The organism is Mesorhizobium sp. M1B.F.Ca.ET.045.04.1.1 (genome assembly GCF_003952465.1).
Classification (GTDB): Bacteria; Pseudomonadota; Alphaproteobacteria; order Rhizobiales; family Rhizobiaceae; genus Mesorhizobium; species Mesorhizobium shonense.
Genome location: NZ_CP034448.1, coordinates 2,147,986 through 2,173,429, shown reverse-complemented (window position 1 = coordinate 2,173,429; position 25,444 = coordinate 2,147,986). Strand labels below are relative to the sequence as shown.

24 protein-coding genes are annotated in these 25,444 nt (G+C 63.5%); 12 read left to right on the top strand and 12 right to left on the bottom strand.

The window, feature by feature from the left end; all coding sequences use genetic code 11:
• Positions 1-144 precede the first annotated feature (144 nt).
• From EJ071_RS10625 to phnE (EJ071_RS10605), 5 genes are all read left to right on the top strand, one after another.
• Complete coding sequence (locus EJ071_RS10625; protein WP_126097818.1) at positions 145-855, top strand: DUF1868 domain-containing protein; 711 nt, start codon at positions 145-147, stop codon at positions 853-855.
• Between the two features lie 175 nt (positions 856-1,030).
• The gene (gene phnC / locus EJ071_RS10620) at positions 1,031-1,888 is read left to right on the top strand and encodes a phosphonate ABC transporter ATP-binding protein (RefSeq protein WP_126097817.1); all 858 of its coding nucleotides are present in this window, start codon (positions 1,031-1,033) and stop codon (positions 1,886-1,888) included.
• 132 nt (positions 1,889-2,020) lie between these two features.
• Complete coding sequence (phnD, locus tag EJ071_RS10615; protein WP_126097816.1) at positions 2,021-2,929, top strand: phosphonate ABC transporter substrate-binding protein; 909 nt, start codon at positions 2,021-2,023, stop codon at positions 2,927-2,929.
• A gap of 161 nt (positions 2,930-3,090) precedes the next feature.
• Positions 3,091-4,047, top strand: coding sequence for a phosphonate ABC transporter, permease protein PhnE (phnE, locus tag EJ071_RS10610; RefSeq protein WP_126097815.1), 957 nt, complete (start codon positions 3,091-3,093; stop codon positions 4,045-4,047).
• A gap of 1 nt (position 4,048) precedes the next feature.
• Positions 4,049-5,413, top strand: a complete 1,365-nt coding sequence (gene phnE, locus EJ071_RS10605) for a phosphonate ABC transporter, permease protein PhnE (RefSeq protein WP_126097814.1) — start codon at positions 4,049-4,051, stop codon at positions 5,411-5,413.
• Positions 5,414-5,571: 158 nt separating this feature from the next.
• Here phnE (EJ071_RS10605) and EJ071_RS10600 read toward each other — a convergent pair whose 3' ends face one another.
• The 3 genes from EJ071_RS10600 to EJ071_RS10590 all read right to left on the bottom strand — a co-directional run bounded on the left by EJ071_RS10600 (position 5,572) and on the right by EJ071_RS10590 (position 9,047).
• The gene (locus EJ071_RS10600) at positions 5,572-6,423 is read right to left on the bottom strand and encodes a sugar phosphate isomerase/epimerase (RefSeq protein WP_126097813.1); all 852 of its coding nucleotides are present in this window, start codon (positions 6,421-6,423) and stop codon (positions 5,572-5,574) included.
• A gap of 225 nt (positions 6,424-6,648) precedes the next feature.
• The gene (locus tag EJ071_RS10595; protein WP_126097812.1) at positions 6,649-7,836 is read right to left on the bottom strand and encodes a Gfo/Idh/MocA family oxidoreductase; all 1,188 of its coding nucleotides are present in this window, start codon (positions 7,834-7,836) and stop codon (positions 6,649-6,651) included.
• Between the two features lie 155 nt (positions 7,837-7,991).
• A complete protein-coding gene (locus EJ071_RS10590) occupies positions 7,992-9,047 on the bottom strand; it encodes a sugar phosphate isomerase/epimerase (protein WP_126097811.1) in 1,056 nt (351 codons plus the stop codon).
• Between the two features lie 402 nt (positions 9,048-9,449).
• Between EJ071_RS10590 and EJ071_RS10585 the strand changes: the two genes are divergently transcribed.
• Genes EJ071_RS10585 through EJ071_RS10570 form a run of 4 tightly spaced genes read left to right on the top strand, consistent with a single transcriptional unit; the run spans position 9,450 to position 13,266 of the window.
• Positions 9,450-10,337 (top strand): sugar phosphate isomerase/epimerase, encoded by an 888-nt coding sequence (locus tag EJ071_RS10585; RefSeq protein WP_126097810.1) that lies wholly within the window; start codon positions 9,450-9,452, stop codon positions 10,335-10,337.
• Between the two features lie 54 nt (positions 10,338-10,391).
• The gene (locus EJ071_RS10580) at positions 10,392-11,561 is read left to right on the top strand and encodes a mandelate racemase/muconate lactonizing enzyme family protein (RefSeq protein WP_126097809.1); all 1,170 of its coding nucleotides are present in this window, start codon (positions 10,392-10,394) and stop codon (positions 11,559-11,561) included.
• A 2-nt stretch (positions 11,562-11,563) separates the two neighbouring features.
• Positions 11,564-12,280: a FadR/GntR family transcriptional regulator gene (locus tag EJ071_RS10575; protein WP_126097808.1), complete on the top strand. Its 717-nt coding sequence runs from the start codon at positions 11,564-11,566 to the stop codon at positions 12,278-12,280.
• A 5-nt stretch (positions 12,281-12,285) separates the two neighbouring features.
• Positions 12,286-13,266, top strand: coding sequence for a hydroxyacid dehydrogenase (locus EJ071_RS10570; RefSeq protein WP_126097807.1), 981 nt, complete (start codon positions 12,286-12,288; stop codon positions 13,264-13,266).
• 267 nt (positions 13,267-13,533) lie between these two features.
• Here the strand turns inward: EJ071_RS10570 and EJ071_RS10560 are convergent, their stop codons facing one another.
• Positions 13,534-14,829 (bottom strand): amidase, encoded by a 1,296-nt coding sequence (locus EJ071_RS10560; protein ID WP_126097806.1) that lies wholly within the window; start codon positions 14,827-14,829, stop codon positions 13,534-13,536.
• Between the two features lie 171 nt (positions 14,830-15,000).
• Here EJ071_RS10560 and EJ071_RS10555 point away from each other — a divergent pair, with 171 nt between their 5' ends.
• Positions 15,001-15,348, top strand: a complete 348-nt coding sequence (locus EJ071_RS10555) for a GFA family protein (RefSeq protein WP_126097805.1) — start codon at positions 15,001-15,003, stop codon at positions 15,346-15,348.
• Positions 15,349-15,563: 215 nt separating this feature from the next.
• Here the strand turns inward: EJ071_RS10555 and EJ071_RS10545 are convergent, their stop codons facing one another.
• Complete coding sequence (locus EJ071_RS10545; protein ID WP_126097804.1) at positions 15,564-16,775, bottom strand: MFS transporter; 1,212 nt, start codon at positions 16,773-16,775, stop codon at positions 15,564-15,566.
• A 92-nt stretch (positions 16,776-16,867) separates the two neighbouring features.
• Between EJ071_RS10545 and EJ071_RS10540 the strand changes: the two genes are divergently transcribed.
• Both EJ071_RS10540 and EJ071_RS10535 read left to right on the top strand, forming a co-directional pair.
• The gene (locus tag EJ071_RS10540) at positions 16,868-17,836 is read left to right on the top strand and encodes an AraC family transcriptional regulator (RefSeq protein WP_126097803.1); all 969 of its coding nucleotides are present in this window, start codon (positions 16,868-16,870) and stop codon (positions 17,834-17,836) included.
• A 119-nt stretch (positions 17,837-17,955) separates the two neighbouring features.
• Positions 17,956-18,387 carry a DUF4437 domain-containing protein gene (locus EJ071_RS10535; protein ID WP_126097802.1) on the top strand — a complete coding sequence of 144 codons (432 nt, stop codon included), beginning with the start codon at positions 17,956-17,958 and terminating at the stop codon, positions 18,385-18,387.
• A 96-nt stretch (positions 18,388-18,483) separates the two neighbouring features.
• Here the strand turns inward: EJ071_RS10535 and EJ071_RS10530 are convergent, their stop codons facing one another.
• From EJ071_RS10530 to EJ071_RS10500, 7 genes are all read right to left on the bottom strand, one after another.
• The gene (locus EJ071_RS10530; protein WP_126097801.1) at positions 18,484-19,056 is read right to left on the bottom strand and encodes a cytochrome c; all 573 of its coding nucleotides are present in this window, start codon (positions 19,054-19,056) and stop codon (positions 18,484-18,486) included.
• A 369-nt stretch (positions 19,057-19,425) separates the two neighbouring features.
• A complete protein-coding gene (locus tag EJ071_RS10525; protein WP_126097800.1) occupies positions 19,426-20,511 on the bottom strand; it encodes an ABC transporter ATP-binding protein in 1,086 nt (361 codons plus the stop codon).
• 105 nt (positions 20,512-20,616) lie between these two features.
• Positions 20,617-21,720, bottom strand: coding sequence for an ABC transporter ATP-binding protein (locus EJ071_RS10520; protein WP_126097799.1), 1,104 nt, complete (start codon positions 21,718-21,720; stop codon positions 20,617-20,619).
• A complete protein-coding gene (locus EJ071_RS10515) occupies positions 21,717-21,953 on the bottom strand; it encodes a hypothetical protein (RefSeq protein ID WP_126097798.1) in 237 nt (78 codons plus the stop codon). The genes EJ071_RS10520 and EJ071_RS10515 overlap by 4 nt, the downstream gene beginning before the upstream one ends.
• Entirely contained in the window at positions 21,950-22,909 is a 960-nt protein-coding gene (locus EJ071_RS10510; protein ID WP_126097797.1) for a carbohydrate ABC transporter permease, read from the bottom strand. Before EJ071_RS10510 ends, EJ071_RS10515 begins: the two co-directional genes overlap by 4 nt.
• A 1-nt stretch (position 22,910) precedes the next feature.
• Complete coding sequence (locus EJ071_RS10505) at positions 22,911-23,816, bottom strand: sugar ABC transporter permease (RefSeq protein WP_126097796.1); 906 nt, start codon at positions 23,814-23,816, stop codon at positions 22,911-22,913.
• A 69-nt stretch (positions 23,817-23,885) separates the two neighbouring features.
• Positions 23,886-25,202: an ABC transporter substrate-binding protein gene (locus EJ071_RS10500; protein WP_126097795.1), complete on the bottom strand. Its 1,317-nt coding sequence runs from the start codon at positions 25,200-25,202 to the stop codon at positions 23,886-23,888.
• Positions 25,203-25,444 lie beyond the last annotated feature (242 nt).

Genomic DNA, 25,444 nt, shown 5'->3' with positions numbered 1-25,444 from the left:
AAAGCCAGGCTGACAACCTCTGCACGTTTACGTTGTCAGTCTTCCATTTTACAGCTTTACCACCAAGGCCCCCGGAACATGCGCCGAGTTTCACGTCCTTGACACATGACTCGGACAAGAGCCGATCTCCCCCAGGAGATCGCCATGCTCGCCACTGTTAGACCCTCGCTCGCCGGATTTTTCGAAGGCACGAACCCGGCGCCGCCCGCGCATCTCGGCACCCGTTACGACGCATCTGGCAACTTCCTGCCGGAACCCGGCAACACGGTCGTCAGCCATCTCGTTGAGGGCTCGCCTTCGGAAGTCGCCATCATCGAGGTGCGTGAGCGGATGCTCGCCATGCCGGACGCGGATCGCCTCGCCTTTACGCCGATCTCCAGCCTGCATATGACCCTTTTCCAGGGCATCATCGAATACCGGCGCCGCCTTCCTTACTGGCCGTCGGACGTGCCGTTCGACACCGGAATAGGCGACATGACTCGCCTCTATCTCGAGCGCCTCCAAGGCTTCGAGGACCGCGGCGCATTCAACATCAAGGTCGTCGAAGTCCTGCCGACCGGCCTGACCGTCGCCGGCGCCACCGAGGAAGACCGCCTGATCCTGAAAGCCTGGCGCGACGCGCTGTCGGTGCCGTTCGGCTACCGTCACCCCGACCACGACACTTACGTCTTCCACATCACCTTCGCTTACCAGATCCGCCGGCTTGCCGATGAACGTGTGTCCGCCTGGCAGCACCTGTTCGACGACTGCCTGTCGTTCCTCGACCGCGAGGCCCCGGTGATCGAATTGCGCCCGCCAGCCTTCTGCAGCTTCAAGGACATGAAACGTTTCGAGGAATTGCTGGTCCTTGGATAATCCGATGCATGTCGCCCAAAAGTGCCTGGCGGTTTTTGGACAACGACATGCATAAACAAGGATTCCTGCCTGTGGGTCGTAACAAAACTGACATCAATCCGACACCCCAGCTTCATGGGGCTGCGCTAGCGAAGGTTAACGGACCTTCGAAACCGCGACGTACCGGAGTCTTGCCATGTCAGCATCATCGGCCACGCTGGAAATCCGCGGCGTAACCCGACGATTTGGCAAGAACACTGCCGTCAGCGACATCAACATCTCGATCCCGCAGGGCCAGATGGTCGGCATCATCGGCCGCTCCGGCGCCGGCAAATCGACGCTTCTGCGCATGATCAACCGTCTCATCGATCCCAGCCAGGGATCGATTTTCTTTGACGGCGCCGAGGTTTCCAGCCTGCAAGGCTCGCCGCTGCGCCGCTGGCAGCGCGACTGCGCCATGATCTTCCAGCAGTTCAACCTGGTGCCGCGCCTTGACGTGCTGACCAACGTGCTGCTCGGCCGGCTCAACCACCGTTCGACGTTCTCCAACCTGCTCGGCATGTTCTCGCGCACCGAATGCGCCGAGGCGGTGGCCGCGCTCGAGCGCCTCGACATCGCCCGCACCGCGCTGCAGCCGGCCGGCACGCTTTCCGGCGGCCAGCAGCAGCGCGTGGCGATCGCGCGCGCTATGATGCAGCAGCCGAAGGTGCTTCTGGCAGACGAACCGATTGCCTCTCTCGACCCGCTCAACGCCAAGGTGGTGATGGATTCGCTGCGCGACATCAATTTGCGCGAAGGCATCACCGTCGTCACCAACCTGCACACGCTGGATACCGCCCGCGCCTACTGCAACCGCATCATCGGCATGGCCGCCGGCAAGGTCGTGTTCGACGGCGCGCCGGAGGATCTCGACCGGGACGCCGTCCGCACGGTCTATGGCGCCGACGCCAATGGCGTCGAGATCTCCGAGGCCATCACGTCGACCAGCGTCACCGTCAAGCCGAAGATCACCGCATCCGCCGGCCCGCTCGAACCAGCCTTCCCTGGCTACTGAGTCCACCGCCGGCCGAAATGGTCCCGGCAACTCGTTAGCAAGAGCAACCCGGATCGCACGCCCGCGTCAAAGGCTGAATTCAAAATTCGAACGCTGCCGGCGCGAAGCCGGCAAAACAGGAGAGAGGTCAAAATGTTCAGGAAAATGGTTTTTGGCGCCGTATCGTTGCTCGCCATGGCGGCAAGCGCCGCTCACGCCGCCGACATCAAGGAGTTCCGCGTCGGCATCCTCGGCGGCGAGAACGAAACCGATCGTCTGCGCAACTACCAGTGCCTTGCCGACCATCTAAAGGCCGAATTCGGCTTCGAGAAGGTGTCGCTGTTCCCGGCCGCCGACTATGACGGCGTCATCCAGGGCCTGCTTGGCGGCACGCTCGACTTCGCCGAGCTCGGCGCGTCCGGCTACGCCAGCGTCTATCTCAAGGACCCGAAGGCCGTCACCCCGATCCTCACCACCAAGCAGACCGACGGCTCGACCGGCTACTATTCGATCGGCCTGGCGCTGAAGACTTCCGGCATCACCGACATCAAGTCGGCCAAGGGCAAGAAGCTCGGCTATGCCGACCCGGATTCGACCTCGGGCTATCTGATCCCGCTGACCCAGATTCCGAAGGACACCGGCGCCTCCAACGAGACCTACTTCGCCTCGACACAGTTCAACGGCGGCCATGAGAACAACGTTCTCGCCGTCCGCGACGGCAAGGTCGACGTGGCGGTGGACGATTCGTCCGGCATCGGCGACTTCAAGAACGGCTACACCTCCGGCACCTTCCACAAGGAAGTCGCCAAGGGCGCCGTCGACCCGAACGACTTCGTCGAAGTCTGGCGCTCGGGCCTGATCCCGAACGGCCCGCTGGTCGTCCGCACCGCGCTGGGCGCCGACATGACCGCCAAGCTCGCCGACTTCTTCACCCAACTGCCGGCCAAGGACAAGCCCTGCTTCGAAGGCGTCGAAGGCGGCGATTTCACCGGCTATGTTCCCGTGAAGCCGGACTTCTACAGCGTCATCGTCGAAGCCCGCAAAGCCGCTATCGGCGGCTGACGGCATCAGGAAAAAGGGCGGCGTCCACTAAAGCGACGTGCGTCCACTTGGACGCACAAAGTACGCTTTAGCACTTTGGATTGCCGCATCGGACTTTCCGAAAATCGGATTTCGATTTTCGGGCCGATGCGGCGGCGCCGCCCTTTTTTCATGTTCCGATCATGACAGCCTCAGCGACAATCCATTCCGAAGCGACAAGGCAGCAGGCGGACGCCTGGCGGCGCCAGACGTCGCTCCGCCGCTTCTACACCGCGCTCGGCGTCGGCCTTCTTCTGGTTGCCATGTGCGCGACCATGTGGTTTGCCGACGAGGCCAATGCCGGCCATTTCTTCGAGCGGCTGCCGCATATACTCGATTTCCTGAGCTGGCTTGTCCCGAAGGACTGGTACGATGTCTGGCGGGCGCTGTTCGACATCGCCTCGCCGCACGACAAGGGCACGCAGGAATTCAACTTCCCGCTCGGCCGCGTCTATGTCTGGGGCGGCTTCTACGTCCCCGAATATTTCGAGCTGATGCTGACCACCGTCAATGTTGCGCTGGTCTCGACCTTCATCGGCTTCGTTTTCGCTGTTCCCTTCTCCTTCATCGCCGCGCGCAACCTGACGCCGAACCCGATCCTGCGGCTCGTCGTCAAGCGCTTCATGGAACTGCTGCGCGCCTTCCCGGAGATCGTCATCGCCGGCCTGTTCGCCGCCATCGTCTCGATCGGCCCGGTCGCAGCGATCATCGCCATCGGCCTGCATTCGATCGGCGCGCTGGGCAAGCTGTTCTACGAGATCAACGAGAATATCGACATGCGGCCTGAAGAGGGTCTGCGCGCAGTCGGCGCCAACTGGATCGAGCGCGTGCGCTTCGCCGACCTGCCGCAAGTGCTGCCCAATTTCATGTCCTACACGCTGCTCCGGATCGAGATCAACGTGCGCATCTCGACCATCATGGGCGCCGTCGGCGGCGGCGGCATCGGCGAGGAGCTGAAGCTTTCGATCTCGCGCGGCTTCGGCGCCAAGACGCTGGCGCTGGTGCTGCTGCTCTTCGTCACCATCTTCCTCGTCGACCAGTTCTCCGCCTGGCTGCGCCGCAAGCTCGTCGGCGAGCAAGCCTTTTTGATGAGCGCCTAAAATGGCCCTGACAGTCGACGAGATCAAAGCCATCGAGGATCGCCACCCGCAGGTGTTCCAGCGGCCGACCTACAAGCGCTTCTGGCCGCTGCTCCTGATCGCGGGCACGGTCCTCTATCTCGCCTACGCCCTGTGGTTCTTCAGCCTGCCGCAGGTGTTGAAGGAATCGCATTGGGAGCGCCTGCCGCTCTTCCTGTCGCAGTGGATCAGCTACGACCTGCAGCCGGAATTCCGGCTCGACCAGCCTCAGATCACGCCGAAATATCCGCGCTTCTCGGCGCTTGGCGAGAACCCCAATCCGGACTGGGTGATCAGGAATCCTGACGGCACCTTCACCGTGCAGATCGACGGGGAAGCCAAATCCGTCACCTTCGACAAGACCCGGGCGACGATTGTCGCCAACGGCGAGACCATTCCGATATCGCTTACCGGCGGCAAACCGGTCGTCGCGGGCCCGGTGCCCTCCTGGGTGACCGTGCATGACGACGAGGTCGTCGCCAGGATGGGCTTTGCCGGCGAGGTGCGCGTCACCGTCGACCGCGTCAAGGTGCGCAAGCGCTTCCTCGGCTGGGCGAACTTCGTCTTCGACACGCGCTCGCCCTTCTTCGGCAAATCGGCCGGCGAGGTGATTTCGCTGATCGTCTCGGGGCCTGAGCTCCAGCCCGGCACCTCGAACCTCACGCTTGCCGCCGACAACATCTGGAACAACGCGCAGTGGCAGCACGGCGATGTCTGGACGAAGCTGCTGCAGACCATCGTCATGGCCTTCCTTGGCACGCTGCTCGGCGGCATCGTCGCCTTCCCGCTTGCCTTCTTCGCCGCCCGCAACATCACGCCGAGCGGCCTGCTCAGCCAGGTCTTGAAACGCTTCTTCGATTTCATGCGCTCGGTCGACATGCTGATCTGGGCGCTGTTCTTCACCCGCGCCTTCGGCCCCGGCCCGCTGGCTGGAAGTGCCGCGATCTTCTTCACCGAGATCGGCACGCTCGGCAAAACCTATTCCGAGGCGTTGGAGAACATCGACGACAAGCCGCGCGAAGGCGTGCTCTCGACCGGCGCCAACGGCCTGCTCGTGCAGCGCTACGGCGTGCTGCCGGAAGTGGTGCCGATCTTCATCAGCCAGACGCTCTACCAGTGGGAATCGAACACCCGCGGCGCGACCATCATCGGCGCCGTCGGCGCCGGCGGCATCGGCCTGAAGCTGTGGGAGGCCATGCGCACCAACTCGAACTGGGCCAACGTCTTCTACATGGTGCTGCTGACGCTGTTCGTCGTCTTCGTCTTCGACAACATCTCGAATTTTTTGCGCCGAAGGCTGAGCCGCACGCTGCATGATTACAATAGGCTACAGGCGGCGCATGAGTGATGAACTCAGCGCCGGATGGGTGCGCCGAGATTCAGGTCAGGCCGAGTCGAAAATGGTGGCTTCCGAGAACCGGAGCGGAGCGTACTTGAAGTACGTGAGCACCGGAAGCGCAGGAAGCCGGCATTTGCAGGCCGGCCTCACCTGAATATCGGTGCGCCCTAAGCGGCCTTCTTCCACCCGTCCCTGATATGCCGATACCCCTCGCGATAAACCGCCTCCGGGCTCTCCGCAAAATCCCGCCACACCTTGGTCGCCGCCGCCAGATCCTTCAGCGAGCGGCCGAAGGACTCGATGGTCAGCCAGTCGCCATAGCCGCTCTTGCGGATGGCTGAAAAAGTATCCTTCCAGGGGATGTTGCCGCGCCCCGGCACACCGCGGTCGTTCTCCGAAATATGGATGTGGACGACGTTTCGGCGATTGCGCGTATAGGCGCCGATCGGGTCGGCCTCCTCGATATTGGCATGAAACGTGTCGTACATCGCCTTGACGTGCGGCCGGTCGATCGCGTCGATATGCTCGCACAGATCGTCCATGGTGTTCACCAGATAGCACTCGAAGCGATTGAGCGCTTCGAGCCCGATGGTCACGCCCTTCTTGCCGGCATGGTCGCCGATGGCGCGTTGCGAGGCGACCGAGCGTTTCTTCTCGGCAGCCGTCGGCCCGCTGCCCGAGAAGGCGCCGAGCGTCGAGTGCAGCGGCCCGCTCAGCCTGTTCGCGCCGAGTGCCGCGCTGCAGTCGATCGCCCATTTCATGTAGTCGATGCCGGCCTTGCGTGTCGCGCCGTCAGGCGAGATCAGGTTCATCGCCGGATCGCCCATGGCCGAGACCGCCGTGCGCTCCAGGCCGATGCGGTCGAGCATCGAGCCGAGCTTCTTGTAGTCGTCAGGCGCGCCAGCGAAGACCGGTATCTCGACGCCGTCAAAGCCTGTCGCCTTGATGTCCTTCAGCAGCGCCTCGTGCTTCTTCGAGACGCTGGTCGTCCACAAGAACATGCACATGCCGATTTTCAACGACACCTCCCCCCTTTGACGGCCGACATTTTCCCTCCCGTCGGCGCTGCCCCCTCATCCGGCCGCTTCGCGGCCACCTTCTCCCCGGTGGGGAGAAGAGACGCGCGCCACCCTCGGCGACCTCCTCTCCCCTCGGGGAGAGGTCGGAATGCCCCGAATTGCCCTTCGCAATTCGGCTGGCAATCCGGGTGAGGGGGACTCCCCTTTAGCCGACAGCTGCCGCGACTACAGCTTCGTCCACGCCCCGTTCTTCTTCGACGACTTCACGCAGGCCTCGATGAAGGCCATGCCTTCGACGCCGTCCGCGATCGTCGGGAAGACGACATCCTTGGCCAGCTTGCCGCCCTTCCTGCGCGCCGCGCGGATCGCTCGTGCGGCCTCCTGGTAGATGTTGGCAAAACCTTCGAGATAGCCTTCGGGGTGACCGGACGGCACGCGCGACACGCGCGCCGCGACAGGCATCGCGCCGGCGCCGGCGCGGGTCAGCAATTGCTTCGGCTGGCCGAACGGCGTGTACCAGAGGTAGTTCGGGTCCGCCTGCACCCACTCCAGCCCGCCCTTCGAGCCGTAGATGCGCAGCTTAAGCCCGTTCTCGTGCCCAGGCGCGACCTGGCTCGCCCAGATTATGCCCTTGGCTGGATGCGCCTTGCCGACCGGCTTGAAGCGCAGCATGACGTTGACATTGTCGTCGAGCTGGCGTCCCGGCACGAAAGCATCGAGGTCGGCCGAAAGCGAATCGAGCTCCAGCCCCGAGACGAAGCGGGCGAGGTTGTAGGCATGGGTGCCGATGTCGCCGAGCGCGCCGCCGGCGCCGGCCTGCTTGGGGTCGGAGCGCCATGAGGCCTGCTTCTGGCCGGTGGCGGCGAGGTCTTCGGTCAACCAGTCCTGCGGATATTCCGACTGCACGATGCGGATATCGCCGAGCTGGCCCTTGGCCACCATCTCGCGCGCCTGCCGGATCATCGGATAGGCGGTGTAGTTGTGGGTGAGCACGAACACCTTGCCGGTCTTTTCGACCAGGGCCGCAAGCTTCTTCGCCTCGGCCAGCGAAGTCGCCAGCGGCTTGTCGCAAATGACATGGATGCCCGCCTCCAGGAAGGCTTTTGCCGCCGGCACATGCACATTGTTGGGCGTGACGATCGCCACCGCCTCGATGCCGTCCGGACGCTTGGCTTCCGCTTTTGCCATCTCGGCGTAGGAGCCGTAGCTGCGCGCCGGGTCGAGCCCGAGTTCTTCGGCCGAGGCCCTTGCCCGTTCCGGATTCGACGACAGCGCGCCGGCCACCAGCACAAAATCATTGTCCATGCGCGCCGCGATGCGATGCACCGCCCCGATGAAGGCGCCCTGCCCGCCGCCGACCATGCCGTAGCGGATCGGGCCGCCTCCCGTTTCCGACTTCGATGCGCCGACCATTTCTGTCTCCCTTGTCTGAGATACCCCTCCCCCTCGAGGGGAGGGTGGCCCGTAGGGCCGGAAGGGGTCGGTTCATGCCGAGCTCTACGCCCGGCGACCCCACCCCGATCCGCATTGCGGATCGACCCTCCCCTCAAGGGGGAGGGTAAACTGTGCTAAATCCCCATCATCGCGCGCAGCAGCTTCTTGTCGCTGGTGCCGCCGGCGAAATCGTCGAATGCCCTCTCGGTGACCCGGATGATGTGGTGCTGGATGAAGGGCGCGCCTTCGGCGGCGCCGTCCTCGGGATGCTTGAGGCAGCATTCCCATTCCAGCACCGCCCAGGAGTCGTAATTGTACTGGGTGAGCTTGGAGAAGATGCCGCTGAAATCCACCTGCCCGTCGCCGAGCGAGCGGAAGCGTCCGGCCCGGTTCACCCAGCCCTGATAGCCGGAATAGACGCCCTGCCGCCCCGTCGGGTTGAACTCGGCATCCTTGACGTGGAAGGCTTTGATCCGCTCGTGGTAGATGTCGATGAACTCGAGATAGTCGAGCTGCTGCAACAGGAAGTGCGACGGGTCGTAATTGATGTTGCAGCGTTTGTGGCCGCCGACCGCGTCGAGGAACATCTCGAAGGTCGCGCCATCGAACACATCCTCGCCCGGATGGATCTCGTAGCCGACATCGACGCCGTTCTCGTCATAGACGTCGAGGATCGGCTTCCAGCGCTTGCCGAGCTCGGCGAAGGCCTCCTCGATCAGCCCCGGCGGCCGCTGCGGCCAGGGATAGAGGTACGGAAAGGCGAGCGCGCCGCTGAAGGACACCGAGGCCTTGAGCCCGAGATTCTTCGACGCCTTGGCGCCGAACTCCATCTGCTCGACCGCCCATTTCTGCCGGGCTTTCGGATTGTTGTGCACCTCGGCCGGCGCGAAGCCGTCGAACTGCGCGTCGTAGGCCGGATGGACCGCCACCAACTGCCCCTGCAGATGCGTCGACAGCTCGGTGATCTCGACGCCGGCGTCGGCGCAGATGCCCTTCACCTCGTCGCAATAGGCCTTCGACGACGCCGCTTTCTTGAGGTCGAACAGGCGCCCGTCCCAGGTCGGGACCTGCACGCCCTTGTAGCCGAGACCGGCCGCCCATTTGGTGATCGAGGCCAGCGAATTGAACGGCGCCGCGTCGCCCGCGAACTGCGCCAGAAACAGGCCGGGACCCTTCATCGTCGTCGGCATCGGCATCCTCCCTCTCTCGTTTGTCGCGACCAAGCATAGCGCCGATTGGAGTGAGGGCCAGCCTGTTTGGTCGTTCGGTGTTGGCGCCAGAACATGGCGTCATTCTGGTATTACCAAATCCAGCCATTCGGTCAAGCCGTTGCAAACGGCGAGAAGGCGGCGGCCACAACCGCAAAGCGAAGATTTAATCCATTGAAATCAACGCATTGCTTAACGACCCGGGTGCCATATCCGGTCTCCTTGCCGTTCATACGAATTTGCTGTAGAGGTCTTGTCAGGCCCAATTGGTCGAACCAGTTTCAAAGAAAAATCGCTGGAGCGCCTTGGGGAGGAATCGTGTGGCGAGCTCTTTTGAAGTCGTCGCGGGCAAACATGACAGGCGAATTCTGGGAAGGATAGACCATGCATCTTTCGACGCACAACTGGATGCGGGCGGAGCCTCTGGAGACGACGCTCAAGCGCATCAAGAAGCTCGGCTATGAGTCGATCGAGATTTCCGGCGAGCCCGAGCAGTACAAGACCAAGGAAACGCGCGCGCTGCTGAAGGAGCACGGCATCCGCTGCTGGGGCTCGGTGACGCTGATGTTGGGCGAGCGCAATCTCGCCGCCAAGAACCAGGGCCAGCGCGAACGCTCGGTGCAGTATGTCAAGGACGTGCTGACCATGGTGAGCGAGCTCGATGGCGAGATCATCACGCTGGTTCCCGCGACCGTCGGCAAGGTGGTGCCGGACGGCACCGAAGCCGAAGAATGGGGCTGGGTTGTGGATGCCACGCGCGAATGCTTCGCCCATGCCAAGAAGGTCGGCGTCAAGGTCGCCGTCGAGCCGCTCAACCGCTTCGAGACCTATCTCTTCAATCGGGGCGCCCAGGCGCTCGCCCTTGCCGATGCGGTGAGCCCGGAATGCGGCGTCTGCCTCGACGCCTACCACATCCACATGGAGGAATTTAACGTCTACGACGCCATCCGCCAGGTCGGAAAGCGCCTCTACGACTTCCATGTCGCCGACAACAACCGCTTCGCCGCCGGCCTCGGCCAGATCGATTGGCCGAAGATCGTCGGCACGCTGAAGGAGATCGGCTATGACGGCGCGCTGACCAACGAGTTCGTCGCGCCCGTCGACCGCACGCCGGCCGCGCCCTATCCGGAGATGGTGGAGCGCAACCCGGTCGATATCTCGCCCGAGCAGCTCAAATTTATCCAGGACCACGGCTCCAGCCTGCTCACCGAGAAGTTCTACACCGATCAGATGCGCATCACCGCTGAAACGCTGCTGCCGCTGATCAAGTAGCCGATCGAAGCTTAGCCCTTCCGCCCTCGCCGGGCGGCGGGGCCGGGGATGAAGATGCACATCAAAAGCGTCCAGGCCTGGTGGGTTCGCATACCGATCGAAGTCGCGAAGCAGCACCGCAGCGACTTCGGTCAGGTGACGACGTTCGACGCCGCCATTTTGCGCATCGAGACCGATGACGGCCTGGTCGGCTGGGGCGAAGGCAAGAACGCCGCCGGCAGCGCCGGCAGCTATGGCGCGCTGGTCCACATGCTGAATCACGAGATTGCGCCGCAGCTTATCGGCCGCGACCCGGCCGACATCGGCATCATCTGGGAGATGCTTTATAACGGCGTGCGCCACCACACGGCAGCCCACACCGGCCATGCCATGCCGCAGCTGGCGCGGCGCGGCATGAGCGTGGCGGCGATCAGCGCCGTCGACATCGCGCTCTGGGACATCCTCGGCAAGTCCTTGGGACAGCCGGTCTGGCGGCTGCTCGGCGGCCGCAAGGTCGAGCGCATGCAGGCCTATGCCTCGGGCGGCTGGGCATCGGCGGACGCAATCGGCGAGCAGCTCAAATCCTACATCGCCAGGGGCGGCTTCAAGGCGCTGAAGATGCGCGTCGGCGCCATGGACGGCGCGCCGCATATTTCCGCGGCCCGTGTGCGCGCCGCCAGGGAAGCGATCGGCCCCGACGTCGACCTGATGGTCGACGCGCATGGCACCTACACCGTTGCCGAGGCGAAGCGCTTCATCCAGCTCACCGCCGATCTCGACCTCGCCTGGTTCGAGGAGCCGGTGATCGCCGACGACAAGCCGGGCATGGCCGAGGTGCGCGCCTCAGGTTCGGTTCCGGTCGCCACCGGCGAGAGCGAGGCGACGCGCTATGCCTTCCGCGATCTGGCGGTGCTGAAATCGGCCGATATCTTCCAGCCGGATCCCGCTTTCTGCGGCGGCATCAGCGAGGCAATGAAGATCGGCACCATCGCCAGCGCCTTCAACCTGCGTTTCGCGCCGCATCTTTGGGCCGGCGCGCCCTGCTTCTTCGCCGGGCTGCATGTCTGCGCCGCTTCGCCCGCGAGCTTCACCGTCGAATATTCGCTCGGCGCCAACCCGATGATCCACGATCTCGTCGAAGAGACTGTCGAAGCAAAGGACGGTATGATAGCGATCCCTGAAAAGCCTGGATTGGGATTCACCGTTTCGGAGCGATTCGTGGAGGCGCACGCGCAACGCATTTGACGATGAAAGAAAAGAACCTTCTCGCGGAACTCGCCGCCTATCTGTTCTCCAACTCGGACAAGGAGTCGGGCCGCACGCCGTCGGAGCGCGAGCTGGCGGAACATTTCGGTGTCAGCCGCGGGCAAATCCGAGAAGCGTTGGCAATTTTGGAAGCCATGCGCATCGTCGAGCGCCGCGCCAAATCCGGCATCTATATCGACACCAAGCAGGCCAGCGTAGAAGCGTTGGCGCTTTTCGCCCGCGCGGGCCTGCCGCTCGATCCGGTACAGATCTACGAGACGGTCGAGCTGCGCAAAATCCACGAGATCAAGGCGGCCGAGCTTGCCTGCTCGCGCGCCACCGAGGAGAATTTCGAGCGTCTGCGCGAGATACTGAAAGCTTCCGAGGAGCGCATCGCCGCCGGTGAAGGCCTCGCCAAGGAAGACCGCGAGTTCCATCTCGAGATCGTGCGTGCGACCAAGAACGGCGTCTTCCACAACATCTGCAGCGTCTATTATCTGATGGGCGAGCAGCGCCTGCCGATCTATTTCAACGATCCCGAGCGCAATATGCGTTCGCATGCCGAGCACATCCAGATCTACGAGGCGCTGCTGCGCCGTGACGGCAATCTGGCGCAAGCGCTGATGAGCGCCCATCTGCAGGGCGCCGAGAGCTACTGGAAGGGCCTGATCGAAGGCCGTGGGGCCGAGCCGAAAAGCGCGGCGCTCGAAAAGGCCTGAGCCCGATGCGCAAGATTCTCTCGACGCATCCGCTGCACCCGCGCGCCACGGCCATGCTGGCGGGGGCTGGCCGGCTGGCGATCGCTTCCGCCCTCGACGCCAGGACGCTGACCGCTGAAGCCAGGGACGCCGACATCGTCATCGTCCGTGCGCCGCTGCCGCCGGATCTCTTCGACGGCGCCAAGGATCTGCGCGCCGCGATCCGCCACGGCGCCGGGCTGGACATGATTCCGGTCGAAGCGGCGACCGCCGCCGGCGTGCTGGTGGCGAATGTGCCGGCCGTCAATGCCCGCTCGGTCGCCGAGCATGTGATGTTCACCGCACTCGCGCTCTCGCGGCGCTTCCGCGTGATGGACCGCGACTTGCGCGCCAAGGGCTGGCTCGCCGGGCGCGAGCACGCCAATTCGACCAGCGAGCTTGCCGGCAAGACCATCGGCATCGTCGGCCTGGGCGCCGTCGGTCAGGCCGTCGGCCATATCGCCGCGCACGGTTTCGACCTCAATGTCGTGGCGACCACGCGCAGCTTGCGTCCGGCACCGGAACGCGTCGGCTTCCTGTCGATCGACGCGCTTGTCGAGCAGAGCGACATCATCGTGCTCTGCTGTCCGCTGACCGAGGAGACGCGCGGCCTGATCAACCGCGAGCGTATCGGCCGCATGAAACCGCATGCGCTTTTGATCAATGTCTCACGCGGACCGGTGGTCGATGACGAGGCGCTGATCGAAGCCCTGCGAAAGAGCCGCATCGGCGGCGCCGCGCTCGACGTCTTTTCGACTCAGCCGCTGCCGCCGAACCATCCCTATTTCGGCTTCGACAACGTCATCGCCACCCCGCATTTGGCTGGCATCACCGAGGAATCGATGATGCGCATGGGCGTCGGCGCGGCGAACGAGGCCCTGCTGGTGCTCGCCAACAAGCTGCCGGTCAACTTGCGCAATCCGGAAGTGATCGAACACTATCGGCGGCGGTTTCCGGCCGGCGGTTAGTTTCGCGGCGAGCATCGAGACAGAGCAGACCTGAGATGCCGGCCGGACAGCGCCCCCCTCTGTCCTGCCGGACATCTCCCCCACAAGGGGGGAGATTGGACGTCACCCCCGGCTTTCGCCAATCACCAACGTCGCAGGTTGAGCGCGGCCCTGAAACTGCCAATCTCCCCCAAAGTGGGGGAGATGGCCGGCAGGCCAGAGGGGGGCGCCAAGGAACGCAACGCAAATTTCCCTGATGCCAATTTGCCTCGGTTCGCGGCGTCCCTATCAACGGCCAAGCAAAGCCTCTATCGCGGCAGCAATCGCAAGCAAACGACGATCATCCCCATGCCTTGCCACCAGCATCAGCCCGGCCGGCAGGCTTGTCCCAGGCATCGGCAGCGAGATCGCGCAGAGATCGAACTGGTTGGCGACCTGAGTGTTGCGCAAGAGGAGGCCTTCCGTTCGTTCGCGAAGCGCTTGATCGCCGGCCATGGCGGCAATGGACGGCGCGACCATCGGCACGGTCGGCAGGGCAAGCACGTCGACTGCTTGCAGCCGTTCCTCCATGGCTGCGGCCAATTCCCCGCGGCGGCGGATTGTTCGGATATAGACGGAAGCGGGAACGGCGAGCGCGCGAGACAACGGCCCGCTCACGTGCAGATCGACCGGCACCGAGGAGCCAGCGGCCAGCCAGTCGGCATGCACTTCTGCGCCTTCTATTGCTGCGATCGAGGCCCGCTTTGTCGCCAAGCGCATCTCGGCGATCAGATCATCGATCGGCAAGTCAGCGAGGCGCGCGCCCACCTGATCCATCCCGCTAACACATCTGTCGAAGGCCTCAGTCACCTCGGATTGCGTCTCGCCGAAGAGCACGCCACGTGGAATGCCGACGCGCAGGCCGGCAAGCGGGATCGGCTGGAGAGAAACCGGCTCCTCTCCCGCCATGATCGCGTCGGCAGCCATGCAATCGGCTACGCTGCGGGCAAGCGGACCGATCGAATCCAGCGTTGCCGACAAAGGCAAGGCGCCGGCCAGCGGCACGCGCCGCGCCGTCGGCTTGAAGCCGACGACACCGTTGAGCGAGGCTGGAATGCGCACCGAGCCGCCTGTGTCCGAGCCGATAGAGATGTCGCTGCTGCCCTCGCCCACCGCGACCGCCGCTCCGGACGACGAGCCACCCGGGATCAGGCTGGCATCGGCGGCATTGCCCGGCGTGCCGTAATGCAGATTGTCGCCGATCGCGGTGAAGGCGAATTCGGTCATGTTGGTCTTGCCGAGGATCACGGCTCCCGCCTGGCGCAATCGGCGCACGACTGCCGCGTCCCGCGCGGCAGGCTGGGCACCGGCGAGCATCAGCGAACCCGCCCTGGTCGGCTCGCCGGCGATATCGAACAGATCCTTGATCGAGACGATCGCGCCGTCTAGCGGCCCGAGGCTCATCCCGGCTTTGCGGCGGGCATCGGATGCATCGGCGGCTGCCCGCGCGGCCTCGGCATAGAGCCTTGTGTAAACCCTCTCGTCCGCGGCGCGATTGGCAAGACGTGACAGGATGGTTTCGAGACGGTCGCGGACGGGTTGCATGTCGATGTCGGACTCCGCAAGAATCGAACGTCTTTAGAGCAATTCCAGGAAAAGTGCACAGCGGTTTTCCGTCCGGAATTGCGTAGGAACAAAGGCACGGGCCGATTGGGCCTGCGGAAGGGATAACCCGGCAGGCGTGCCTTTGCACCTGCCAGCGACAGGAAGAGACTGATGCTGTACAAAGGCAGTTGCCACTGCGGCAAGGTGGCGTTCGAGGTCGAAGGCGAGCTCGGCGGTGCGGTGCGCTGCAACTGTTCGATCTGCGCGCGCAAGGGCGCGCTGCTCTGGGCCGTGCCGCACGGCAGCCTGCGTCTGGTCGCCTGGGGCGACGACCTCGGCAAATACACTTTCGGCAAGGGCTCGATCGCGCATCGCTTCTGCCGGACCTGCGGCATTCATCCCTTCGCCGAGGATGCCAGCCTGGGCAGCGAGCGCAGCGCCTACATCAATATCAATTGCCTCGAGGACGTCGACCTCGCGGCGGTGCAGGTGTTCGAGTTCGACGGCCGCTCTGCCTAGTTCCTCGGATACAAGGTGTAGGAAATCCGAATGCCGGCGGGACAGCGCCCCCTCTGTCCTGCCGGACATCTCCCCCACTTGGGGGGAGATCGGACACCACCACGGCTTTCGCCAATCGCCAACGTTGCAGGAAGAGCGCCTTCGGCAAAGCTGCCAATCTCCCCCATTGTGGGGGAGATGTCCGGCAGGACAGAGGGGGCGCGAAGGATCGCGGCCTATCCCTGTTTCGGGCCGATGGCGAAAGTCACCAGCGCCGCGAGCAGCGTCGCCACGGCGCCGTAGGCAAAGGCGCTGGCCACGCCGGCGTGGTCGACCAGCAGGCCGCCGAACACCGCGCCCAGCGCGATCGCCACCTGGAAGGTCGCGACCATCAGGCCGCCGGCGCTCTCGGCCTGGTCGGGCGCGGCGTGCACCAGCCAGGTCTGCAGCCCGACCGGCACCGCGCCGAAGGCAAAACCCCAGGTGGTGACCGCGACGGCTGCCGTTACCGGCGAAGCGCCGAGCGTGAGCAGCGCCAGCGCCGACACTGCGATCAGCAGTGGCGCCAGGCCGACTGCGAGCTTGAGGTTACGCTCGGCCAGGAAGGCGCCGGCGAAATTGCCGAAAAAGCCGCCGATGCCATAGGCGAGCAGCACCAGCGAGATCGTCTCGATCGGCATCACCGGCACCGTCTCCAGGAACGGCCGCACATAGGTGAAGCCGGCAAACTGTCCGGACGCGACCAGCAGCACGACAAGAAGCGCGACGCGGATCGTCCGCCGCTTCAGAACCTCGATCAGGGTGCGGAAGCCTGCCACGGCCGTCGGCGGCAGGCTGGGAATGGTGGCAAGCTGCACCAGCAAGGTCAGCGCGCCGACGACCGCCGCGATCATGAAGGCCGTGCGCCAGCCCCAGATGTCGCCGACATAGGCGCCTACCGGCGCCGCGGTGACGGTGGCGACCGACACGCCGGTCAGGATGATCGACATGGCCCGCGGCATCAGCCGCATCGGCACCAGCCGCATCGCCATGGCGGCCGACATCGACCAGAAGCCGCCAAGCGCGATACCCAGAACCACGCGGGCCAGAAGCAGGACGGTGAGCGAGGATGCAAAGGCGGCAAGCAGGTTGGAGACGATCAGAAGCACCGTGAGCATCCACATCACCAGCCTGCGGTCGAGCCGCTTGGTGACTATGGCCATGGTCGGTGCCGCGATCGCGCCGACAACGGCGGTCGCGGTGACCGCCTGGCCGGCGGCGCCTTCGCTGACGCCGAGATCCTGCGCCAGCCGCGTCAGCAGGCTGGCGGGCAGGAATTCGGCGGTCACCAGGCCGAACACCCCGAGCGCCAGCGAGACCACCGCGCCCCACACAGGCTCGGTTCGTTCTTCGTCATCGGTTCGGTCGAGGATAGCGGCGTCGATAACGCCTGTGGCAGGTTCGGTCATGGAAGCGTCTCCGGGAAAGTTGCAGCGCAACATTTGACTGCAGTGCAACATAGGGAGTGACGACCTGGAGTTTCCATGTTAAAAACACCGAAATGAATTACAATTCGTCCAAAACCACCGTACCGGCATCCGGCGATCCGCTGACCGACATGCTGCGCGGATTGCGGCTCGACGGCGTCGATTATGGCCGCTGCGTGCTGGGCGAGCCCTGGGCCGTTTCCTTCCCAGCGCAGAATGCGGCGCGGTTCCATTTCATCGGCCAGCAGGGCTGCTGGCTGTTCTCGCCGGCGAAGGAATGGATCGAGCTCTCGGTGGGCGACGCGCTGCTGATCCCGCGCGGCGACGAGCACGTGCTGGCCAGCGCGCCGGGCGTGCCGCCCGTGCCGATCGGCCGCTACACCATCGAGCCGGTCTGCGAGAACATCTACGATGTCTCCAACGGCTGCGATGGCTGCAAGACGCTGCTGTTTTGCGGCAGCATGCATTTCAATCTCGACGGCTCGCATCCGCTGCTCGACATGATGCCCGACCTGATGCAGGCGCATAAGCTGATGGCGAACGCGCCGGGCATCCAGCACCTGCTCGACGCGATGGCCGGCGAGGTGACGATGGACCGGGTCGGCTCCGGCGGCATCCTGGCTCGGTTGGCCGACGTGCTCGCCGCCACCATCATCCGCTCCTGGGTGGAGAATGGCTGCGGCGATGCCACCGGGTGGATCGCCGCGGTCCGCAATCCCGATGTCGGCAAGGTGCTCGCTTCCATCCACCTGCAGCCCGACCGCGACTGGTCGGTCGAGTCCCTGGCGCGATTGATGGGGGCGTCGCGCTCCGCCTTCGCGCAACGCTTCGCAACGGTGGTCGGCGAGACGCCGGCTAAATATGTGCTGCGTGTGCGCATGCACCAGGCACGGCAGTGGCTCGCCCGCGACGGCATGAGGGTGTCGGTGGTGGCGGCGAAGCTCGGCTATGACTCGGAAGCTTCCTTCAGCCGCGCCTTCAAGCGCGTGATGGGCGTCGCGCCGAGCCATCTGCGCAGCGCCGGCGGCGACGAACAACCCTGACACCCGCGGTCATGCTGGAGCTGACCTGCCGCCGGCTGGAGGAATTGCCAAGTCTTTTGGACGACGCGTCATTCCGCGCCTGCTGAGGCGGCATAAGCTCTTCGGCGGAGGAAACCGTCATGGCCAAACATCTTGCTCCGCTGACGCTTGCCGCACTCACGATCTTTTCGGGGCAGGCATTCGCTCTCGAAGACAACTATCTGCCCGCCGACAAGATCCCTTATGCCGTCGAAGCGCCGGACCAGCCGCAACGCCTCGGCCCGCTATGGGGCGAGCGCGCCAAAGGCCCGGCCGGCACCTTGCTGAAAGTTCCCGGCAACTGGCATGCGCCTGTCCACGCGCACACCGCCGATTACCGCGCCGTGGTTATCAAGGGGCTTTGGGCGCATTGGCAGATGGACGGCGGCGAAGCAACCAAGGTCGAATTGCCTCCGGGCTCCTACTGGACCCAGAAGGCCAACGAGATGCATGACGATGCCTGCCTGTCGGACACCGAATGCGTGATCCTGCTGATCAACGACACGCCTTACGAGACTTATCTGCCGAAATAGCCGGCCGGCGGCCGGCGGGTCTCTGCGGACGAAAAGGCAGGCTCGTCAGCCAGCTTGATCGGATGCGTTGGGGTCTCTTCCGCTATCCTGCATGCCTCATTTTTGAGACGCAGCCGCTCCATGGTCTTCACCTTCAGCCTGATGATGCCCCCCACCTTCAGAGGCTTCGGTGATCTTCTCGTATTCGGATAGCGACATCTTCGGAAGACGGCGAACAAAGGCCACCATCGCCCATAGCTCTTCCTGGTTATGCGTTGAACCAAACGCAGGCATCCCGGTCATCTTTATGCCGTTTTGCAGGACCCAATAGAGCTCAGCATCATTTAAGGTGGCAGTGGTTCTTGTAAGGTCCGGCGGCTGGGGCTGCATGTTCCTAGCGAATTCTGCCCGGGAAATTCCCGGACCACCGTGACAGGCGACGCAGCCTTCCTCCTTGAAGTGAAGGCCACCAGTGTGGATCATCTCCGGATCGTCAAGCGATCGAGCGAAGCTGACATTGTGGCCGGCGTGGCGTTCAATAGAATTGGTCCGGATTTTCTCAAGCGACCAGCGGACAACGTTCGCGTCCTGCTCGTTGGCAGCAACATTGTAGAATCCGAAATAGGCGTAGCTTGCCACTCCGATGATGATTGCAAACAGGAAAACAGCGATCGCAGCCAGGGTTCGCACGGGTTAACTCCGTGGCGGCAGGCGTTATCGCGTATACCCACCGTCTGCCAAAGTGAACGCCTGGAGCCGCCAAATTATTCCACGGCTTATCATCGCGACATCGCGAGCCGCGTACCCGAGACCAACGCAGTGATAGCCCGGCTGGTGTGTCAGTCAGAGCATCGAATCGGGATTCTTATTGGGTGCGCGCCTGCGCGGATAGATCAGGTGAGGAAGCGCTGCGTGGCCTGGCCGAACGCCGGGACGTGTCGCGCAACCTGATCCGAGGCGCGGCGAAGCGCCAGCCCACATAGTCCCGCGCTCCGCATAATTCGGCTTATGCCCAGTTCAACATAGGTCAAAAACCGTTCCGATTTTTGCGGCCATGCCCTACCCGGCGTGCCGCAGGCTCACCCCGCTGCCCTTGTCGAACATCACCACCTTGTCTGAGTTCCAGGCAAAGCGGACCGGCTGCTCGATCTCGACGGCGGTCCTGGCAGGCACGGTGGCTCTCAGCATCGCGTCGCCGACCCTCAGCGTCACGATCTTCTCGACGCCGTGATTCTCGACGTCGTGGACGCGTGCCTCGACCGGTGCGCCGCTTTCCAGATAGACGTCCTCCGGACGGATGCCGAAGACGAGCGGGCGACCGTCGATCGCACCGCCCGTCCTGGCTCCCCCGCTAACCGGCAATTCGAAACTCATCGGCGCCATCACCGCGCGGTCGTCGACCAGCTTGCCGTCGATGAGGTTCATCGGCGGCGAGCCGACGAAGCTCGCCACATAGGTGTCGCGCGGATTGTTGTAGATCTCCTGTGGCGTGCCGGTCTGGACGATGCGGCCGTGATTGAGCACGCCGACCTTGTCGCCCATCGACATCGCCTCGATCTGGTCGTGGGTGACGAACAAAAAGGTTGCGCCAAGCTGCATCTGCAGGTTCTTCAACTCGGTCCGCAGCGCCTCGCGCAGCTTGGCGTCGAGCGCCGACAGCGGCTCGTCCATCAGGAACACGCGCGGCTTGCGCACGATCGCCCGGCCGATCGAGACGCGCTGCATCTCGCCGCCGGACAACCGGTCGGTCTTGCGGTCGAGCAGGTGCTCGATGCGCAGCGTGCGGGCGGCGCGCGCGACACGGTCCTTGATCTCGGCATCGGGCAAGCGACGGATCTTCGGCTTCAGCGGGAACTCGAGATTCTGCCGCACCGTGTAGCGCGGATAGAGCGAATATTGCTGCAGCACCAGGGCCACGTCGCGCTCGGCCGCGCCCCAGTCGGCGACGTCGACGCCGTCGATGAAGACCTGGCCCTCGGTCGGCTTCTCGAGGCCCGCGATCATCCTGAGCGTCGTCGTCTTGCCGGCGCCGGTTTCGCCGAGCAGCACGAAGAATTCGCCGTCGGCGATGTCGAGGTTGAGCCCCGACAGCGCGGTGTGCGTGCCGAACGTCTTTGAAATGTTCTTGAGCTGGATATGGGCCATGTCTACCGTCTCAATTTCTTTTCGAGGGCGTCTGCCCTCCGCTATGGCTCCGGACGTTCGGTTGTTCGAAAGGCCAAATCGTTGGCCTTTCGCGTCCTTCGGCCATCACAATCTCACTCCGAGCGACTTGCCGCTCGCGGTGTCGAAGAAATGCGCCTGCGAGGGATCGATCCGGGCATAGACCTTCTCGCCCGGTCCGCTGACAAAGCCGCTCTTGGTGCGGGCGCGCAGCATCTTGGAGCCGACCTTGAGGTCGACGATGTCGAAGGAGCCGAGCGGCTCGACGATCTGCGCCTCGACCGGCAGGAAACCTGCCGCCGCCTCGTGACGCACAAGCACGCCCTCCGGCCGGATGCCAAGCGCAAGCTGGCCGCCGGCACGGCCGTTGAGTTTCGACAGCAGCGCGCGCGGGAACTCGAAGCCGCTGGCCGCATCCCCGACCGTGACCGACGCGGCCGAGGCGTTTTCGGCGACCTTGGCTTCGGCCACATTCATCACCGGGCTGCCGACGAACTGCGCGACGAACAGATTGGCCGGGTGCGAATAGACCTCGTCCGGTGTGCCGACCTGCTGCAGCACGCCTTCGTGCATGATGACGATGCGGTCGGCGAGGCTCATCGCCTCGATCTGGTCGTGGGTGACGTAGATGCTGGTCGAGCCCTGCTTGATGTGCAGCCGCTTGATCTCGGCACGCATTTCCTCGCGCAGCTTGGCGTCGAGCGCGCCGATCGGCTCGTCCATCAGCATTGCCTTGGGACGCCGCACCAGCGCGCGGCCGATCGCCACGCGCTGCATGTCGCCGCCCGACAGCGCCGAAGGCTTCTTGTTGATGAGGTCGGTGATCTGCAGCGTCTTGGCGACCGAGCGCACTTCGGTATCGATCTCGCTCCTGCTCTTGCGCGTCGCGCGCAGCGGGAAGGCGATGTTCTCGTAGACGTTCATGTGCGGATAGAGCGAGAACGACTGGAACACCATGGCGATGTCGCGGTCGGCGGCCTTGAGATGCTGCACCGGCTTGCCGTCGATCAGGATGTCGCCCTGGTCGATCGTCTCCAGCCCGGCTATGGCGCGCAGCGTCGTCGTCTTGCCGCAGCCCGACTGTCCAAGCAGCACGATGAACTCGTTGTCGTCGATCTTGAGGTTCAGGTCCTTGATGACCTGGACCGCGCCGAAGAATTTCTGGACGCTGCGAAGCTCGATCTGGGTCAATGCTGTGCCCCCTGATTTCGCGCCTGCTCAGCCGCCCCGTGTCCGGTGCCGGCTTCCTCCTCGCGCGGGATCTTGGAGGTGATGTTGAAGCCGATCAGCCCGATCAGAATGATGGTCACGCCATAGCTGTGGAGCAGCATGTTCCAAGGCTGGCAGAGCGCAATGATGCCCAGCACCATCAGGATCTGCGATCCAGGCTCCAGGTACTTTTCGTTGATGGCGCGAAAACTCATTTGCGGATCGCTCCGAAGGACATGCCGCGCAAGAGATGGTTGCGGAGCAGGAAGGTGAAGATCGCGACCGGCAGCAGGAACAGGAACGTGCCCGCCGCGATCACCGTCCAGTCGGGCAGGCCGGAACCGACCTGGCTGGGGATGAAGGGCGGCGCCGTCTGCGCGCGGCGGTTGGTCATGATCAGCGCGAAGGCATATTCGTTCCAGGCCGTGATGAAGCAGAACACAGCTGTGGCGGCGATGCCGGTCGCGGCCTCGGGCAGCACGATCTTGAAGAAGGCTTCCATGCGGGTATAGCCGTCGACCAGCGCCGCCTCCTCATATTCCTTCGGGATCTCGTCGATGAAGCCCTTCATCAGCCAGACCGAGAAGGAGAGATTGAAAGCAGTGTAGAGGATTATGAGGCCGAGATGGGAATCGTTGAGACCCGCAGCCCGGTACATCAGGAACATGGGAATCGCGACCACCACCGGCGGCAGCATGCGCGTCGACAGGATGAAGAAGAGCAGGTCCGCCTCTCCCTTCACCTTGAAGCGCGAGAAGCCGTAGGCGGTGAAGGTGCCCATGCCGACCGCCAGGATCGTCGAGGTGATGGCGACGATCAGCGAATTCATGAAGCGGCTCGGATAGCCCGACCACTGCACATTGCCCTGGCCGTCGCGCACGATCTTCTCGCCGCCGTTGAAGACGACGCGCTCCCACCACGGGGCGGCCGCATACTCTTCCGGCGTCGGCGGGCTGCGCAGTTGCGAGCGCTTGGCGAACAGTTTCACGAAGGGCGATATCTCCGGCTGGAACACCACCGTCGGCGGGATCGTCGTGGCGAGGTTGCGCGGCTTGAAGGCGGTCGAGGCGATCCAGTAGATCGGCGCCAGGAAGATGATCGTCACCACCAGCACGGCGACGATAGCGATGCGGTTGAAGGCGACTTCGGAAGACGTGCGGACGGCAGCCATCTCAGCGCTCCTTCACCTTGTTGAGGTATTTCACGTAGATGTTGGTGATCGCCAGCACCATGATCAACACGATGTAGGCCATGGCGCAGGAGCGGCCGGTCTGCCATTCCTGGAAGGCCATCTTGTAGAGCCGGATCGAGATCAGCTCGGCCGTCGGCTGGCTGGTCAGGATATAGGCGAGGTCGAAGGTCTTGAACGCTTCCATGGTGCGGAAGATGATCGCGATCATCAGGATCGGCGCGACCAGCGGCAGGGTGATGCGGAAGAAGGTATAGAATGGGCCGGCCCGATCGATCGCGGCGGCCTCGTAGAGATGCTTCGGCACCGCCGAGAGACCGGCCAGCGACAGAAGCATGACGAAGGGCGACCACATCCAGATGTCGGTGAGCGCCACCGCATAGAGCGCCATCTTCGGATCGGACAGCCATTCGAACGTGCCGAGCCCGAGCGCGTAGTTGATGATGCCGAAGGACGGATCGTAGAGCAGCTTCCAGAACAGGCCGACAACGGCCATCGAGAGCATCATCGGCAACAGAAGCAGCGTCGTAAGAAGGCCCTTCATCGGGATGTCGCGATTGAGCAGCATCGCCACGCCGAAGCCGACGAACAGCTGGCCGGCAACCGAGATGATCACATATTTCGCGGTGATGGCGAAGTTCGACCACACATAGGGATCGTTGAGCAGGTCGCGATAGTTCTGCAACCCAACGAAATTAGCCGGCGCATTGGTCGAGGCGCGGAAGTCGGTGAACGAGTAGCCCAGCGAATAGATCAGCGGGAAGATGTTGAAGACGATCAGGAACAGGATCGTCGGGATGATGAAGAGATTGCGGATCGAAATGTCGCTGAGGCCGCGGGCCGCGGCCCGGGAGGACCTGTCCAGCGTGGTGATCATCGTGGTCGCCAAAACCCTGCTCCAGATTTCAGAAAAAAGAGCGGAGGAGGCATGGAATGCCTCCTCCGTGAGGCATGTCGGTTACTTCACGCGGCCGTATTTCTTGAAGGTCGCGTTCCAGTCGCCAGCCAGTGCGTCGAGCGTCTCCTTGGCCGTGCCGGGTCCGCCGATCACATAGGGATAGATGCGCTGGTTGAGCTGCTGCAGCAGTTCGGCATATTCCGGCACCGCCCAGAAGTCCTTCACCTTGAACATGGTCTCGTAGAAGGCCTTGTTGTAAGGCGTGGCGTTCTGGAATTCAGGCGACTTCAGCACGGCCGCGCTGCAGGTGTAGCCGCCGAGCGCCGCCCACTTCTTCTGGGTCTCGTCCTTGATGAACCATTCGAGGAACTTCATCGCCTCGTCCTGCTTCTGCGAGTAGGAGACGATGGAGATGCCCTGGCCGCCCAGCGCTGCGAACTGATCGCCGTTAGGTCCCGGAGGATTGGCGAAGAAACCGGTGTTCTTGGCGTTCGGGTTCGACGCCTCGTTGATCAGCGAGGGGAAGAACGCGAAATAGTTCATGCTCATCGCCGCAAGGTTCTCGGTGATCGCCTGGTTGTCCTCGACGAAGAACGACTTGGCCCAGCCCGGAGGGGTGAACTTGTAGAGATCCCGGTAGGCATCGAGTGCGGCGACCGCCTTGTCCGAATTGATGATGCCATCGACCTTGTAGGTCGAATAGTCGCCCAATTCGCCGCCATACGAGAACAGCGCGTTCTCGAAGCCCATCGCCATCGCGTCGTAGGAATTGTCGGTGTAGATGGCGATGCCGTATTTCTTCTGGTCCGGCCGGTGGAAGAACTCGGCGATGTCATGCAGCGCCTTGAAATCCTTCGGCACGTCGAGGTCGTAGCCGTATTTGGCCTTGAAGGCTTCCTTTTCCTTCGGATCCTCGAACCAGTCCTTGCGATAGGACCAGCCGACGGCGTCGCCTTCGAGCGGGATCGCCCAGTACTTGCCGCTGTTGCCGGGATATTCGGCGTAATATTTCACCGTCGCCGGCGCCATCACGTCGTTCAGCTTGTGCTTGTTGAAGAAGTCGGTCAGGTCGACATAGTGGCCGCCGGTCGAGCCGGCGCCGAGCCATTGCGAGTCGCCGACCACCATGTCGTAGGCATCGCCATGGGCATTGAATTCGGTGAAGGCCTTGGTCTGGAAGTCCGACCAGGGCGTGGTTTCCACCGTGATCTTGACGCCGGTTTCCTTCTCGTACTCGTTGCCGAGTTCCTGCAAATAGTTGGCCGGATCCCATTCCGCCCAGAAGATGGTGAGTTCCTTGTCCTGCGCATAGACGGATGTCCCGCAGGCAAGCGACAGGCCGATACCAGCAAGCACGCTGGTTACTATCTTGCGCATAGTTTTCCTCCCTGGTGCGCATTCTACCGTGTCATTGAGAGCCGGCAGCATGGTCGGCCCTGGTAGTTCCTCCCGTGACGGCACTTTTCCGGCATCGAGCCTCCTCATCCTGCCGGAAAAAATGGATCGCAGCCCTCACTTTCGATCCGCTTTATGTCTACTGATCTGGTATTACCAATTCAAGAGGGACGTCAAGCGCTTTCTTGGACGCCTCGAAGCGGTTCGACAAGCCAATCGAGACA

What these genes read in the sequence shown, in the direction of transcription:
- EJ071_RS10510 (WP_126097797.1), bottom strand. Translation starts at nt 22,909, where the DNA reads ATGGCTGCCGTCCGCACGTCTTCCGAAGTCGCCTTCAACCGCATCGCT.
- EJ071_RS10575 (WP_126097808.1), top strand. Translation starts at nt 11,564, where the DNA reads ATGAAAGAAAAGAACCTTCTCGCGGAACTCGCCGCCTATCTGTTCTCC.
- EJ071_RS10625 (WP_126097818.1), top strand. Translation starts at nt 145, where the DNA reads ATGCTCGCCACTGTTAGACCCTCGCTCGCCGGATTTTTCGAAGGCACG.
- EJ071_RS10500 (WP_126097795.1), bottom strand. Translation starts at nt 25,202, where the DNA reads ATGCGCAAGATAGTAACCAGCGTGCTTGCTGGTATCGGCCTGTCGCTT.
- EJ071_RS10570 (WP_126097807.1), top strand. Translation starts at nt 12,286, where the DNA reads ATGCGCAAGATTCTCTCGACGCATCCGCTGCACCCGCGCGCCACGGCC.
- EJ071_RS10525 (WP_126097800.1), bottom strand. Translation starts at nt 20,511, where the DNA reads ATGGCCCATATCCAGCTCAAGAACATTTCAAAGACGTTCGGCACGCAC.
- phnC (WP_126097817.1), top strand. Translation starts at nt 1,031, where the DNA reads ATGTCAGCATCATCGGCCACGCTGGAAATCCGCGGCGTAACCCGACGA.
- EJ071_RS10590 (WP_126097811.1), bottom strand. Translation starts at nt 9,047, where the DNA reads ATGCCGACGACGATGAAGGGTCCCGGCCTGTTTCTGGCGCAGTTCGCG.
- EJ071_RS10595 (WP_126097812.1), bottom strand. Translation starts at nt 7,836, where the DNA reads ATGGTCGGCGCATCGAAGTCGGAAACGGGAGGCGGCCCGATCCGCTAC.
- EJ071_RS10535 (WP_126097802.1), top strand. Translation starts at nt 17,956, where the DNA reads ATGGCCAAACATCTTGCTCCGCTGACGCTTGCCGCACTCACGATCTTT.
- EJ071_RS10545 (WP_126097804.1), bottom strand. Translation starts at nt 16,775, where the DNA reads ATGACCGAACCTGCCACAGGCGTTATCGACGCCGCTATCCTCGACCGA.
- EJ071_RS10515 (WP_126097798.1), bottom strand. Translation starts at nt 21,953, where the DNA reads ATGAGTTTTCGCGCCATCAACGAAAAGTACCTGGAGCCTGGATCGCAG.
- phnE (WP_126097814.1), top strand. Translation starts at nt 4,049, where the DNA reads ATGGCCCTGACAGTCGACGAGATCAAAGCCATCGAGGATCGCCACCCG.
- phnD (WP_126097816.1), top strand. Translation starts at nt 2,021, where the DNA reads ATGTTCAGGAAAATGGTTTTTGGCGCCGTATCGTTGCTCGCCATGGCG.
- EJ071_RS10555 (WP_126097805.1), top strand. Translation starts at nt 15,001, where the DNA reads ATGCTGTACAAAGGCAGTTGCCACTGCGGCAAGGTGGCGTTCGAGGTC.
- EJ071_RS10560 (WP_126097806.1), bottom strand. Translation starts at nt 14,829, where the DNA reads ATGCAACCCGTCCGCGACCGTCTCGAAACCATCCTGTCACGTCTTGCC.
- EJ071_RS10585 (WP_126097810.1), top strand. Translation starts at nt 9,450, where the DNA reads ATGCATCTTTCGACGCACAACTGGATGCGGGCGGAGCCTCTGGAGACG.
- phnE (WP_126097815.1), top strand. Translation starts at nt 3,091, where the DNA reads ATGACAGCCTCAGCGACAATCCATTCCGAAGCGACAAGGCAGCAGGCG.
- EJ071_RS10540 (WP_126097803.1), top strand. Translation starts at nt 16,868, where the DNA reads ATGAATTACAATTCGTCCAAAACCACCGTACCGGCATCCGGCGATCCG.
- EJ071_RS10580 (WP_126097809.1), top strand. Translation starts at nt 10,392, where the DNA reads ATGCACATCAAAAGCGTCCAGGCCTGGTGGGTTCGCATACCGATCGAA.